Source organism: Streptomyces sp. NPDC048171 (genome assembly GCF_043202655.1).
Lineage (GTDB): Bacteria > Actinomycetota > Actinomycetes > Streptomycetales > Streptomycetaceae > Streptomyces.
The window spans coordinates 41,728-55,318 of sequence record NZ_JBIDAU010000011.1; the positions used below are offsets into that span (position 1 = coordinate 41,728).

Consider the following 13,591-nt stretch of genomic DNA (forward strand, 5'->3'; position numbering starts at 1 on the left):
TCCGTTCCGGAGGTTTCGTATGTCCCGCCCTTCCGAACCGTCCGTCCCGGGGCCGCGCGCCGCGTCCGGCGCCGCGACCGACGAGGAGCAGCGCCTGCGCGAACTCGGCTACCGGCCGGTGCTGGCCCGCCGCATGGGCGGCTTCGGCAACTTCGCGATCAGCTTCTCGGTGATCTCGATCCTGTCCGGCTGCATGACCCTGTACGGCTTCGGCATGGGCACCGGCGGCCCCGCCGTGATGCTGTGGGGCTGGGCGGGCGTCGGCCTGTTCGTGCTCTGCGTCGGGATGGCGCTGGCCGAGGTCACCAGCGCGTATCCGACGTCCGGCGCGCTGTACTACATGGCCGACCGGCTCGGCGGACGCCGCTGGGGCTGGTACACGGGCTGGCTGAACCTGCTGGGGCTGCTCGGCGCGATCGCCGGGATCGACTACGGGGCGGCCCTGTTCACGGGCGCGTTCCTGAACCTCCAGTGGGGCTTCGAGCCGACGCCGGAGAAGACGATGCTGATCTTCGTCGTGATCCTGATGCTGCACGCCACCCTCAACCTCTTCGGCGTGCGGCTGGTCAGCGTCCTCAACTCGGTGAGCGTGTGGTGGCACCTGGCCGGTGTGGCGCTCATCGTCGGCGCGCTGGTGATCGTCCCCGACCACCACCAGTCGCCGTCCTTCGTCTTCACCGAGTTCGTCAACGACACCGGCTGGGAGAACCCGCTGTACGTGGCGGCGATCGGGCTGCTGCTGGCGCAGTACACGTTCTCCGGCTACGACGCCTCGGCCCATCTGTCCGAGGAGACGTCGAACGCCTCGGTGTCGGCGGCGCGCGGCATCGTGCGGGCCATCTGGGTGTCGTGGCTGGCGGGCTTCGTGCTGCTGGCCGGACTGACCTTCGCGATCCAGGACTACGCGGCCACGCAGAACACGGCGACCGGGGTGCCGCCCGCGCAGATCCTCCTGGACGCCCTGGGCACGGACGGCGCGAGCGCGCTGCTGCTCGTGGTGATCGTGGCGCAGCTGTTCTGCGGCAACGCCGAGGTGGCCGCCGCCAGCCGCATGGTGTTCGCGTTCAGCCGGGACGGCGCCCTGCCCGGCTCGGCCCTGTGGCGCAAGGTCTCCGCCCGCACCCAGACGCCGGTGGCCGCGGTGTGGCTGTCGGTGGTGGTGGCCGGTCTGCTGGCCGTGCCGTCCCTGTACTCGGCGACGGCGTACGGCGCGGTGACCGCGATCAACGTCATCGGCATCACTCCCGCGTACGCCATCCCGGTGCTGCTGCGGCTGCGGGCGGGCGACCGGTTCACGCCGGGGCCGTGGAACCTGGGCCGGTGGAGCAGGCCGGTGGGCTGGGTCGCGGTGGTGTGGGTGGCGTTCGTCACCGTGCTGTTCTGCCTCCCCCAGTCGTCGCCGGTGACGGTCGACACGATGAACTACGCGGCCGTCGCCCTGGTCGTCGTACTGGTTTTGGCCACGGTGTGGTGGTTCGTCGCCCGCCGGTCGTACGGCACCCCGACGACCGCGGCGTACGGCGACGACCGTGACCAGGCGGAACTCGCCGAGGGGATCGTCTGAAACGCCCCTCCCCGCCCCTGTGCGCGGTACGGAACACCGCTCGGGATACGGCAGGATGAGCCCTCGCGTCGGTCGAACGGCCTTGCGACCGGCGCGAGCGCAGATCCCGGATTCCAGTAGCCATCGAGTGATCGAGCAGGTGACGACGTGACGCGAGCTCACATCCGGCCGTCGGCGGGGAACTTCGCCGCCGCCGAGCCCCGCGGAGGTGGCCGGTGAACGACGACCTGACCATGGACCACCTGGTGCCCGCGGGTATCGCGCTGGGGGCGGGCCTGCTGGGGGCGTTCCTGCTGCGGATGCTGCTGCGCTGGCTGGCCGGCCACGCGGGGCGCACCCGCTGGAGCGGCGACGACGTCATCGTGGCCGCGCTGCGCACGATGGCGCCGTGGGTGGCGGTCTCGGCCGGTGCGGCCGGCGCGGCGGCGGCGCTCCCGCTGACGCGGGCCGTGCAGCACCACGTCAACCAGGTGCTGACGGTCCTGCTGATCTTCGTGGCGACGGTGACGGCGGCGCGGCTGGTCGCCGGCCTGGTGCGGTCGGTGACGACGTCCCGTTCCGGGGTGGCCGGGTCGGCCACGATCTTCGTCAACATCACCCGGATCCTGGTGCTGGCCATCGGCTTCCTGGTGATGCTGCAGACACTGGGCATCTCCATCGCGCCGCTGCTCACCGCGCTGGGCGTGGGTGGTCTGGCGGTCGCGCTGGCCCTCCAGGACACGCTGGCCAACCTCTTCGCGGGTATCCACATCCTGGCCTCGAAGACCGTGCAGCCGGGTGACTACATCCAGCTCAGCAGCGGCGAGGAGGGATACGTCGAGGACATCAACTGGCGCCAGACCACCGTCCGCGACCTGTCCAACAACCTGGTCGTGATCCCGAACGGCCAGCTCGCGCAGTCCAACATGACCAACTTCATGCGGCCCGAGCAGCAGCTGACCATCCTGGTCCAGGTGGGTGTCTCCTACGACAGTGACCTGGAGCACGTGGAGCGGGTGACGATCGAGGTGGTCGCCGAGGTGATGGCGGAGATCACCGGCGCGGTGCCCGAGCACGAGCCCGCGGTGCGTTTCCACACCTTCGGCGACTCGCGCATCGGCATGACGGTGATCCTCGGCGTCGGCGAGTTCAGCGACCAGTACCGGATCAAGCACGAGTTCATCAAGCGCCTGCACCGGCGCTACCGCACGGAGGGCATCCGCATCCCGTCGCCCGCCCGGACGGTCGCGCTCCAGCAGGGGGCCGTGGTGTTCCCGCAGCAGCGGACGGGAGAGCCCGACGACGCCCCGCACGCCGGATTCGTCCGGAATCTCCCGTCGAACCCCAGTCGAGTCGACGCCGAGCACGAGATATCTTGATGTCGAGCAATGTTGCAGACGTGGAGCGGAGCACCCGGTGACTGACTCGACCATCATCTACACACACACTGACGAGGCCCCGGCCCTGGCGACGTATTCGTTCCTGCCGGTGGTCCGGGCGTACGCCTCGCAGGCGGGTGTCGCCGTCGAGACCCGCGACATCTCGCTGGCCGGCCGCATCATCGCCCTCTTCCCGGAGTACCTGGCCGAGGACCAGCGCATCCCGGACGCCCTCGCGGAACTCGGTGAGCTGGCCAAGACGCCCGCCGCCAACATCATCAAGCTGCCGAACATCTCGGCGTCCATCCCGCAGCTCAAGGCCGCGATCGCCGAGCTCCAGGGCCAGGGCTACGCGCTGCCGGCCTACCCGGACGACCCGAAGACCGACGAGGAGCGCGACATCCGCGCCCGCTACGACAAGGTCAAGGGCTCCGCGGTCAACCCGGTCCTGCGCGAGGGCAACTCCGACCGCCGCGCCCCGGCCTCGGTGAAGAACTACGCCAAGAACCACCCGCACCGCATGGGTGCGTGGAGCGGCGACTCCAAGACCAATGTCGTGACCATGGGCGAGAACGACTTCCGCTCCACCGAGAAGTCCCTGGTGATCGCCGAGGACGGCGCGCTGCGGATCGAACTGGTCGGCGACGACGGCACCACCACGGTGCTGCGCGAGTCGGTACCCGTGAAGAAGGACGAGGTCGTCGACGCCTCCGTGCTGCGCGTCGCCGCGCTGCGCGAGTTCCTGACCGCGCAGGTCGCCCGCGCCAAGGCCGAGGGCGTCCTGTACTCCGTGCACCTCAAGGCCACGATGATGAAGGTCTCCGACCCGATCATCTTCGGCCACGTGGTCCGCGCCTTCTTCCCGAAGACCTTCGCGAAGTACGCCGACAAGCTCGCCGCGGCCGGTCTCACCCCGAACGACGGCCTGGGCGGCATCTACAAGGGCCTGGAGTCCCTGCCCGAGGGCGCCGAGATCAAGGCCTCCTTCGACGCGGAGCTGGCCGAGGGCCCGGAGCTGGCCATGGTCGACTCCGACAAGGGCATCACCAACCTGCACGTGCCCTCGGACGTCATCATCGACGCGTCCATGCCGGCCATGATCCGCACCTCGGGCCACATGTGGGGCGCGGACGGCCAGGAGCACGACGCCCTCGCCGTCATCCCGGACTCCTCCTACGCCGGCGTGTACCAGGCGGTCATCGACGACTGCCGCGCGAACGGCGCCTACGACCCCTCCACCATGGGCTCGGTCCCGAACGTCGGCCTCATGGCGCAGAAGGCCGAGGAGTACGGCAGCCACGACAAGACCTTCGAGATCCCCACCACGGGCACGGTCCGCCTGGTCGACGCCGACGGCAACGCCGTGCTGGAGCAGACGGTCTCCGCGGGTGACATCTTCCGCGCCTGCCAGACCAAGGACGCCCCGATCCGCGACTGGGTGAAGCTGGCCGTCACCCGCGCCCGTGCCACCGGCGACCCGGCCGTCTTCTGGCTGGACGAGGGCCGCGCCCACGACGCCAACCTGATCGCCAAGGTCAAGGCCTACCTGCCGGAGCACGACACCGAGGGCCTGGACATCAGGATCCTCTCCCCGGTGGAGGCGACCAAGCTGTCGGTGGAGCGCATCCGCCGCGGCGAGAACACCATCTCGGTCACCGGCAACGTGCTGCGCGACTACCTGACCGACCTCTTCCCGATCCTGGAGCTGGGCACCAGCGCCAAGATGCTGTCGGTCGTCCCGCTGATGGCGGGCGGCGGCCTCTTCGAGACCGGTGCCGGCGGCTCGGCCCCGAAGCACGTGCAGCAGCTGGTCAAGGAGGACTACCTGCGCTGGGACTCCCTCGGCGAGTTCTTCGCCCTGGTGCCGTCCCTGGAGCAGTACGCCGAGACGACCGGCAACACCAAGGCCCGGGTCCTCGCCGACGCCCTCGACCGTGCCACGGCGACCTTCCTCAACGAGGACAAGTCCCCGACCCGTCGCGTCGGCGGCATCGACAACCGCGGCAGCCACTTCTTCCTGTCCCTGTACTGGGCGCAGGAGCTGGCCAAGCAGACCGACGACCAGGAACTGGCCAAGGCCTTCGCCCCGCTCGCCGAGACGCTCACCGCCGCCGAGCAGAAGATCGTCGACGAGCTGAACGCCGTCCAGGGCAAGCCCGCCGAGATCGGCGGCTACTACCAGCCCGACCCGGCCAAGGCCGCCGAGGTCATGCGCCCGTCGGCCACCTGGAACGAGGCGCTGGCGTCCCTCGCCTGATCCTCATCCGTTCCTCGGCACCCCGTCTCCTCTCCTGGGAGGCGGGGTGCCCGTCTGTGCCGTCCGAGCCCGAGGAGCCGCCCCGTGACCGACGCCCCGCCCGCCTTCGAGCTGCTGCCCGGCGCTCCCGGGTCCCCCGTGATCCTCCACGTGCCGCACTCCTCCCGCGAGATCCCCGCCGACGTCCGCACCGGCATCGTGCTCACGGACGCGGCGCTGGAGCGGGAGCTGGACCACATGACCGACGCGCACACCGCCGAGATCGCCGAGCGCGCCGCCGGGCTGGCCGGCCTCACGCCCTGGCGGTTCGTGAACCGGACGTCGCGGCTGGTCGTCGACCCGGAGCGGTTCCCGGACGAACGGGAGGAGATGGCCGCCGTCGGCATGGGCGCCGTGTACACGCGGACCTCGCACCGCGAGGTGCTGCGCGCCGCCGGCACCGAACCCGGGCCGCTGGTCGAGCGGTACTTCCGGCCGTACGCGCGGGCGATGACCGAAGCGGTCGCCGACCGGCTGGCGGCGACCGGGCGGGCCGTGGTCATCGACGTGCACTCCTACCCCGCCGAGCCGCTCCCCTACGAGCTGCACGGCGAGGGCCCGCGCCCGGCGGTCTGCCTCGGCACCGACTCCTTCCACACCCCGCCCGACCTGCTCGCGGCCGCCCGGGCGGCGTTCGAGCCGTGCGGGGACATGGGCCTGGACAGCCCCTTCGGCGGGACGTACGTGCCGCTGGACTTCTACGGGCAGCGGCACGAGGTCGGCGCGCTGATGGTGGAGATCCGCCGGGACACCTACATGACCGAGCCCGGCGGCCCGGCCGGGCCCGGCCTGCCCGGCCTCGCGCGGTCACTCGCGGCACTGGTGGACGCCGTGCCGGTCTGACCTCGGCGACCGCCGGCGGGTCAGGCGCGCAGCCACTCCGTCACGACCACCTCGCCGCCGGTCCGCAGGCGCAGCGCGAACGGGCCCGCGGGCGGGGCGTCGCCGGTGAAGCGGCCCATGTCGTCGGCGGTCAGCCGGGCGTGCGCCCGCGGGCCGCTCAGCACCTCGATCCCGGCCGGGCCCGGCGGCAGCACCTGGCCGATCAGGCCGTCCGCGGTGACCTCCACGTCGACGGTCACTCCGTCGCTGCGGAAGGTCAGCATCCGCGGCGGATCCGTCTCCCCCCGGACCGGGATGGCGTCGACCAGCGAGTCGAAGGTCAGCTCGGCGACGCGGGCGTCGAGGTCGTGCAGCGCGAAGGCGTCGACCGCGACCTGGCGCAGGCCGGCCGGAACCGGGTCCAGGATCGCGGCCGCCTGCCGCAGCTCCTCCTCCAGCAGGCCGTCGTCCGGGTCGTCGTCCGCTGACGCCCCCTCGGGAAGTCCGTCGCGGGGCTCGTCGAAGTCGTCGAGCCCGTCGAAGTCGTCGTGTTGGCCGCTCATGCCGTCCCCCCTGTCTCCAGCCGGGCCCGGAGCCGGCGCAGACAGCGCTGGCGCATGGGTCCGATGCTGCCCACCGCGATCCCCAGCGCCGCGGACACCTCCTGATAACTGGGCGGCGGCGAGGCGATCAGCACCCGCAGCAACTGGCGGCACCGCTCGCCCAGTTCCTCGAACTCCTGCCACAGCCGGCGCACCCGCTCGGTCTGCGCGGCGGCCTCCTCGGAGTCGAGCACCGACTCCTCCGGCGTACGGTCCTCGCTCGGCCGGTCGAGCAGTTGCGGGTCGTCCGTCGGCGTCCACCGCTTCGAGGCCCGCAGCAGCTTCAGGCACTCGTGGCGCGCCGTGCTCGCCAGCCAGGAGCCGGTCTTCTCCGGTTCGCGGATCCGCCCCAGGTGCTGGGCGAACCGGAACCAGGCGGTCTGGTACACCTCGTGCGCGTCGGCGTCGGACAGCCCGTGTGCCCGCACGACGGACCACACCAGCGGGCCGAGCCCGTCCACCAGTGACTTCCAGGCCGCGGCGTCCCCGTCGGCGGCCGACTGGACGAGCGCCCCGACATGTGCACGGTCCACGGTCCCACCCCTCGTGTACGACACGTCATCGTACGCCGTGGAGCGAGTGGTTCCGGCCGCCGTCAGGACGCTCACGACCCGCCGGCCGACGGGTCGACGGTGACCGGGTGCCAGGTGGGCGGGAGCAGCGCGGGAACGTGCGCGCCCCGCACCTCCGCGTACTCGGTGTTGGCCGCGAGGAGCTGCGTCCGGGCCGCGCGCGGGTCGGTCTCCTTGTGGGCCGTCATGTGGGCGGCGACGAGACCCGCGACCACGGGGGTGGCGAACGAGGTGCCGCTCCACTGCGCGTGCCCCTCGAACATCACCTGGTCCGGCTTGGCGGGCGCCTCGCCCGGCTCGCTCAGCACCCCGTTGTGCCGGGGGTACTGGCAGGTGCAGGGATAGGCGAACCCGAACCGGCAGGCGTCGTAGGTGGAGTGCTGGTAGACGTACGGCACGGGGGTGCCGAAGCCGGTCAGCGCGCTGGTGAGGCGCTCGCCCGGGGCGTAGACCTTGACCCAGCCGCCGTGGTTGGAGAAGCAGGCGCCGAACTCGCCGTCGGAACGCAGCGCGCCGACCGACAGCACCGAGTTCTCCCAGCCGGGCAGGTCGGCGTAGGCGGCGGGCCAGAACGGCGTGGCGCTGGCGTTGTTGCCGGCGGCGGCGACGAGCAGGGTGCGCTGGTCGCGCAGTTCCTCCATGAAGGCGTGCACCCCGAGCAGCCCGTCCACGCGGCCGTTGGAGGTGCCGGCCGAGAGGCTGAGGATCTCGGGCCAGCCGCCGCGGTCCACGGCCTCGAAGAGTTTCTCGCCCAGCTCGGACTCCAGGATGGCCCCGGCGTCGTTGAGCGTGCCCAGGACGGTCACGTCCGTGTTGGGGGCGACGGCGGCGACGAGCCCGGCGATGAAGGTGCCGTGGCCGACGTACTGCAGCAGGACGCCGTCGTCGTCGCACTCCTTGAGCTGGGCGTCGCCGTCGGTGTGGGCCAGCAGCGGGTAGGAGCGGTAGTCGTTCATGAGGCCGGTGTCGATGACGAGGACGCCCACGGCGGTCTCCTCGTCGTACGGCGTCCCGGCGGCGGCCGGGTTCGGCGGCTCGCTGACCGGGACCGGTACGGGTTCGTCGCCGGGGCAGGCGTTGACGGCGATGGAGACGACGTGGTTGCGGCTGATCAGCCGGCGGCCCGCGCGTCCCTCCACGGTCCGCAGGGAGCGCAGGGCGTGGGCGACCGTGGAGTCGGTGCCTCGGTCGCCCTCGTCCGCCTCGCCGACCCGGATGCGGGTGATGCCGGTGCGGTTGGTCTCGGGGCTCGTGCGGCGCACGGAGTCCGAGGTGAGTCCGGACATCGCGGTGAAGTGGTCGCGCACGGTGTCCTCGACGATGCGGGCCTCTTCGCCGTCGCGGGCGAGGACGACACCCTTCTCGTAGAAGAACTCGGCGGAGTCGTCCGGGCCCATCGCCAGCGGGATGTCCGGCATGGAGCGCTGGATCTGGTCGAACTGCTCGTGGAATCGCTGTGGTGCCATGGCATGTCCTCCACGTCGGCGGCGGTGACGGCGGTCGTGGCCGCGTCCGGCTGCGGTCTGGCTGCGGTCTGGGCCGCGTTCGTCAATCAGAGTCCGCAGGCGGCCGATTGATACAGACTCGAACCTGTGGGGTGTGGTTCCGGAGCACTACCATCCGTGGGGTGACGGCGGGAAACGACTCGGTTCTCCAACTGCTGCCCATGGTGTTCGCCGCCCCCAACGAAGCGCTGGCGCGGGCGGAGGAACTGCTCGCGGCCGATCCGTCGCCGCTGCACGCCTCGGTCGCCCACCAGGTGATCGGTATCTGGCAGCGGGACTTCGGCGACACCCGGCTGGCCCTGGCCCAGCTGCGGCGCGCCCGGGATCTGGCCTCCCGTGCGGACTCGCCCGAGCGGGAGGCGGACGTACTGGCCACGCTCGGGGTCGCGTTGGTGCATTCCGGGCGCACGCGGGAGGGACTGGCCGCGTTCGAGCGGGGCGTGGCGCGTGGGACCGGGCACACCAGGGCGCGGGTGCTGTACCGGCGGGCGTACGTCTGGTGGGTGCTCGGGCGGCACGGCGAGGCGCTGGAGGACGTACGGCGGGCGATCCCGGTGCTGCGGCAGGCGGACGACGTGATCTGGACGGCGCGGGCGCTGACCCTGCGGGCGACCGTGCACCTGGCGCTGGGCTCGGTGGAGCGCGCGGACGCGGACTTCACGGCGGCGGAGCGGCTGTGGGACACCACCGGCCAGGAGCACGACAAGGCGGACGCGGTGGAGAGCCGGGGGCTCGCGGCGTTCCGGTCCGGTGACGTGCCGGCGGCACTGCGGCTGCTCGACGAGGCGGAGGAGCGGTACGCGAAGCTGGGCACGCCGACGTTCATGCTCACCATCCGGCGGTGCGAGGTGCTGATGGCGGCGGGGCTGGCCACGGAGGCGCTGGCCGAGGCGGACGCGGCGACGGCCGCGCTGGACGGCATCGGCGGGCAGTCCACCCGCAGGGCCGAGTTGCTGCTGGTCGCCGCGCGGGCGGCCCGGCTGGCGGGCGAGCCGCGGACCTCGCTGGCGCGCGCGGCTCTGGCGGTGCGGCTGTTCGCCGGGCAGCGGCGCACCTGGTACGAGACGCACGCCCGGCTGGTGCTGCTGGAGGCTCGGGTCGCCACCGGGCGCGCGTCGGGGCGGCTGGTCGCGGACGCGGCGGCGGTGGCCGAGCGGCTGACCGCCTTCGGGGCGCCGGCCGCGCCGGAGGCGTCGCTGCTCGCGGGCCGGATCGCGCTCGGTCTCGGCTGGACGGCGGACGCGGAACGGCATCTGGCGGTCGCCGCGCGCAGCCGGCACGGCGGGCCGCCGCTGGCGCGGATGACCGGCTGGGCGGCGCAGGCGCTGCGGGCCCGGGCGGCGGGGTCGGCGCGCGGGGTCCTTGAGGCCTGCCGACGGGGCCTGGACGTGCTCGACGACCACCGGATGACGCTGGGCGCCTCGGAGCTGCGGGCCCGGGCCACGGCTCAGGGGGCCGAACTGGCGGCGCTCGCACAGGAGGCCAGTCTGGTCTCGGGCGGGCCGCGGCGGCTGCTGGTGTGGAGCGAGCGCTGGCGGGCGACCGTGCTGACGGCACCGCCGACCCGTCCGCCGGCCGATCCCGCGCTGCTGAGCGGCATGACGGCGTTCCGGGAGATCGCCGCCCGCGCGGAGGAGGCCCGCACGGACGGCGGCCGGCCCGTCCCCGCCCTGGAGCGCGAACAGCGGCGTCTGGAGCGGGAGATCCGCTCCCGCACCCTGCACATGCGGGGCGGGGCGCCCGGCGACGGCCACCGGTTCGACGTGGGGCGGCTGCTGCGGCGGCTGGGGGACGACGTACGGCTGGTGGAACTGGCCGTGCTCGACGGGCGCGTGCAGGTGCTGCTGTGCGGACAGGGGCGGGTGCGGCGGTTCGAGGCCGGGCTGCTGGCGGAGGCGGAACGGGAGGCGGAGCACGTGCAGGCCGGGCTGCGGCGGCTGGCCCACCCGGGGGCGGAGGCGCGGCTGCCCCTGGTGGAGGCGGCGGGCGCGCGCCTCCAGGAGCTGCTGCTCGGCCCCGCCGCGGCCCACCTCGGCTCCGGTCCGGTGGTGGTGGTCCCGCCCGGACGGCTGCACCGGGTGCCGTGGGCCCTGCTGCCCGCGCTGCGCGAGCGGGTGCTCAGCGTGTCGCCGTCGGCGAGCAGCTGGCTCCGCGCGAGCGACACGGCCCCACCGCCCGGCGGCCGCCAGGTCCTGGTCCGCGGCCCGGGACTGGCGAGCGGCGGCGCCGAGGTGACGGAGCTGGCGGAGCGGTACGGGGCGGCGGGGGCGCCGGGGAGCGGCACTCCGGGCTCGGCGGCACCGGACGCGACGACTCCGGGCTCGGCGGCACCGGACGCAACGACTCCGGGCGTGCCCGGCACCGGCGCGGACAGGGGGCCGGTGGGACGGACGGACGGGTCGGCCGACATGAACGCGACGTCGGACCGCGTCGACGGGACGTTCGGCCGCGCGGACGGGACACCCGGCCGGGCGGACCGGGCGCACGTCCCGGTCGACGCGTACGGCGTCCGGGGCGGCGCGGCCGGGGCCGCCGGCCGTCCCGTCCCGCGGCCCACCGTGCTGGAGGGCGACGCGGCGCGGGTGCCGCGGGTGCTGCGGGAGTTGGACGGAGCCGCGTTGGCGCACATCGCCGCGCACGGCACCTTCCGTGCGGACAGCCCGCTGTTCTCGTCGCTGCGCATGACCGACGGGCCGCTCATCGTGCACGACCTGGAGCGCCTCGACCGCAGCCCGTACCGGATCATCCTGTCCTGCTGCGACACGGCGCGGTTCGCGTCCGTAGGCGCGGACGAGGTGCTCGGGCTGGTCACCGCTCTGCTGCCGCTGGGTACGGCAGGCGTGGTGGCGTGCAGCGCGCCCGTCAACGACGCCGCGGTGGTGCCGCTGATGCTCACCCTGCACAAGGGCCTGGACGCCGGTCTGTCGCTGGCGGAGGCGCTGCGCGACGCACGGGCGGCGCTGCCGGGCGACGCCGTGCACCAGGCGACCGGCTGGGCCTTCTCCGCATTCGGGGCGGCCTGAGACCCGGCCGCCGACCTCGTCAGGCGGGCTGGGACTCGGGCAGGTCCATCAGCCAGGGCAGGGCACCGCGGTCACCGGCGCCGAGACGGGTGTAGGCGCCGTAGAGGTGGTTGCCGACGGTGCGGACGGACAGGGTGAGCCGCTCCGCGATCTGCCGGTTGCTCAGCCCCGCGGCGGCCAGCGTGACGATCTGCCGCTGGCGGGCGGTGAGTTCGCCGAGCACCAGTCCGGACAGAGCCGGGGTGCGGGCGCCCTGGCAGCGCCTGGCGAGGGCGGCGGCGCGGGTGCGGGCGGTACGGGCGGCGCGCGGGTCGCGGTGGGCGGGCACCGCCTGGGCGTGCGCCTCGGCCGCGAAGAGCAGGAAGCCGCGCCGCTCCAGTTCCTCGGCCACCCGGTCGAGCGCGGGCCCGTCCTCGCGCTCGAGGGCGTCGGCGTGCTCGGCGAAGACGCCGGTCAGCCGTCCCGCGGCCCGGTCGGGGGCGCCGAGCCGTACGGCGTCGTACGGGTCGTCGGAACCCGCCGCGCGGACGGCCTCGTCGAGGTCGCCGCGCGCGGCGGCGGCCCAGGCGTGCGTACCGTGGCTCCCCGCCGGTGCCTCGCCCGACTGGGCGGTGGACAGGGCGAGTTCAGCGAGGCAGGAGGAGTCGTCGCGGCTCGTCCGCAGTCCCTCCCGGGCCCACGCGGCGGCCTCGCTCAGCCGTCCGCGCAACCGGGCGAACCGGGCGCGCAGCGCCGCGTACCCGGCGGGCAGCGGCGCTCCCTCGGCCGCCAGCCACTCCCCCACGGGCGTCTCCAGGTCGCGTACGTCGGCCTGTTCGATGCGCAGCGCGAGGGCGGCCCGCTCGGCCTCCAGGGCGGGGCCGCACTGGTCGGGGGTGCGGGCCAGGCGCCGGGCGCGCAGCCGGCCCGCGGCGGCGCGCAGGACCGGGCCGTGCAGGGGGTGGGCGAGCCGGGCGGTGCCCCGGTCGTCGACCGTGACCAGGCCGTCCGCCTCCAGGCGCTCCAGGATCGGTACGTCGAGGGTGTCCGGGTCCAGGGGCAGGGGCTCGGCGAAGGCCAGGCGTTCGAGCGTCTCGCGCTCCTCGGCGCGCTCGCGGTAGAGGGGGTGCGCGGTGCGTTCCCGCACCTCCACGGAGATCGGCACGGGCCCCCGCCAGGCCCGCTGGTCCGTACCGGGTACCGGCACGAGCAGGCCGTGCTCGCGCACCGCGGTCAGCAGGTCGCGCAGCAGCCGCAGGTCCCCCCGGCACAGGCGGTACAGCCGGTCGGCGGTGAGGGGGTCCAGGGGGGTGCCCGCCTCCGCCGTGAGCAGTTCGGCGGTCTCCTCGCGGGGCAGCGGCTCCAGGACGAGGCGCGGCAGCAGTTCGCCGGACCACAGCCGGGACACCGCGCCCGGTACGGCGGCGCCCTCGGTGGCGACCACCAGGAGGCGGGTGCGGCCGTGCACGGCGAGCTGGTGCACCAGGGCGGCGGAGGCGCTGTCGAGCAGGTGCGCGTCGTCGACCAGCAGCAGCCGTACGCCGGACAGCAGGTGTACCGCGCGGTGCAGCGTGACGCCTTCGGGCAGCAGGTGGGCGAAGGCGGCGAAGGGGATGTCCCGGGCCTCGGGCGTGCCGGCGGCGCGGGCGCAGTCCAGGCCGCGCAGGGCCTCGGTCACGAGCCTGGTCTTGCCGAAGCCCGCCGGGCCCGTCACCACGAGACCGCCACGTCCGGCGGCCACGGACCGGCGCACCAGTTCCAGTTCGTCCGCCCGCCCGGTGAACGGCCAGGGCGTCCGAAGCGTCGTCGCGTCGCGCAGAGAAGTCGTCACGACAACATGAGTCGGATTGCTCAACCCTGATACAGGGTG

General features: G+C 73.7%; 9 protein-coding genes. 5 read left to right on the top strand and 4 right to left on the bottom strand.

The window, feature by feature from the left end; genetic code table 11:
* Positions 1–19 precede the first annotated feature (19 nt).
* From ACGF3J_RS29145 to ACGF3J_RS29160, 4 genes are all read left to right on the top strand, one after another.
* On the top strand, positions 20–1,564 hold the full coding sequence (locus tag ACGF3J_RS29145) for an amino acid permease (protein ID WP_393855085.1): 1,545 nt from the start codon (positions 20–22) through the stop codon (positions 1,562–1,564).
* Positions 1,565–1,779: 215 nt separating this feature from the next.
* On the top strand, positions 1,780–2,922 hold the full coding sequence (locus ACGF3J_RS29150; RefSeq protein WP_386930907.1) for a mechanosensitive ion channel family protein: 1,143 nt from the start codon (positions 1,780–1,782) through the stop codon (positions 2,920–2,922).
* Positions 2,923–2,959: 37 nt separating this feature from the next.
* Complete coding sequence (locus ACGF3J_RS29155; RefSeq protein WP_393855086.1) at positions 2,960–5,179, top strand: NADP-dependent isocitrate dehydrogenase; 2,220 nt, start codon at positions 2,960–2,962, stop codon at positions 5,177–5,179.
* Positions 5,180–5,263: 84 nt separating this feature from the next.
* Positions 5,264–6,061, top strand: coding sequence for an N-formylglutamate amidohydrolase (locus ACGF3J_RS29160; RefSeq protein ID WP_393855087.1), 798 nt, complete (start codon positions 5,264–5,266; stop codon positions 6,059–6,061).
* 20 nt (positions 6,062–6,081) lie between these two features.
* Here ACGF3J_RS29160 and ACGF3J_RS29165 read toward each other — a convergent pair whose 3' ends face one another.
* From ACGF3J_RS29165 to ACGF3J_RS29175, 3 genes are all read right to left on the bottom strand, one after another.
* Positions 6,082–6,603, bottom strand: a complete 522-nt coding sequence (locus tag ACGF3J_RS29165) for a hypothetical protein (protein ID WP_393855088.1) — start codon at positions 6,601–6,603, stop codon at positions 6,082–6,084.
* Positions 6,600–7,175: an RNA polymerase sigma factor gene (locus tag ACGF3J_RS29170; protein WP_393855089.1), complete on the bottom strand. Its 576-nt coding sequence runs from the start codon at positions 7,173–7,175 to the stop codon at positions 6,600–6,602. Before ACGF3J_RS29170 ends, ACGF3J_RS29165 begins: the two co-directional genes overlap by 4 nt.
* Positions 7,176–7,246: 71 nt before the next feature.
* On the bottom strand, positions 7,247–8,680 hold the full coding sequence (locus ACGF3J_RS29175; RefSeq protein WP_393855090.1) for a S8/S53 family peptidase: 1,434 nt from the start codon (positions 8,678–8,680) through the stop codon (positions 7,247–7,249).
* A gap of 200 nt (positions 8,681–8,880) precedes the next feature.
* Between ACGF3J_RS29175 and ACGF3J_RS29180 the strand changes: the two genes are divergently transcribed.
* Positions 8,881–11,742, top strand: coding sequence for a CHAT domain-containing protein (locus tag ACGF3J_RS29180; protein ID WP_393855219.1), 2,862 nt, complete (start codon positions 8,881–8,883; stop codon positions 11,740–11,742).
* Positions 11,743–11,761: 19 nt separating this feature from the next.
* On the opposite strand, the gene ACGF3J_RS29185 is transcribed toward ACGF3J_RS29180, so the two are convergent.
* The gene (locus tag ACGF3J_RS29185; RefSeq protein WP_393855091.1) at positions 11,762–13,552 is read right to left on the bottom strand and encodes a LuxR C-terminal-related transcriptional regulator; all 1,791 of its coding nucleotides are present in this window, start codon (positions 13,550–13,552) and stop codon (positions 11,762–11,764) included.
* Positions 13,553–13,591 lie beyond the last annotated feature (39 nt).

Excerpts from the sequence above, each read along its gene's own strand:
- ACGF3J_RS29145 (WP_393855085.1), top strand. The coding sequence starts at position 20 with ATGTCCCGCCCTTCCGAACCGTCCGTCCCGGGGCCGCGCGCCGCGTCC.
- ACGF3J_RS29165 (WP_393855088.1), bottom strand. The coding sequence starts at position 6,603 with ATGAGCGGCCAACACGACGACTTCGACGGGCTCGACGACTTCGACGAG.
- ACGF3J_RS29175 (WP_393855090.1), bottom strand. The coding sequence starts at position 8,680 with ATGGCACCACAGCGATTCCACGAGCAGTTCGACCAGATCCAGCGCTCC.
- ACGF3J_RS29180 (WP_393855219.1), top strand. The coding sequence starts at position 8,881 with ATGGTGTTCGCCGCCCCCAACGAAGCGCTGGCGCGGGCGGAGGAACTG.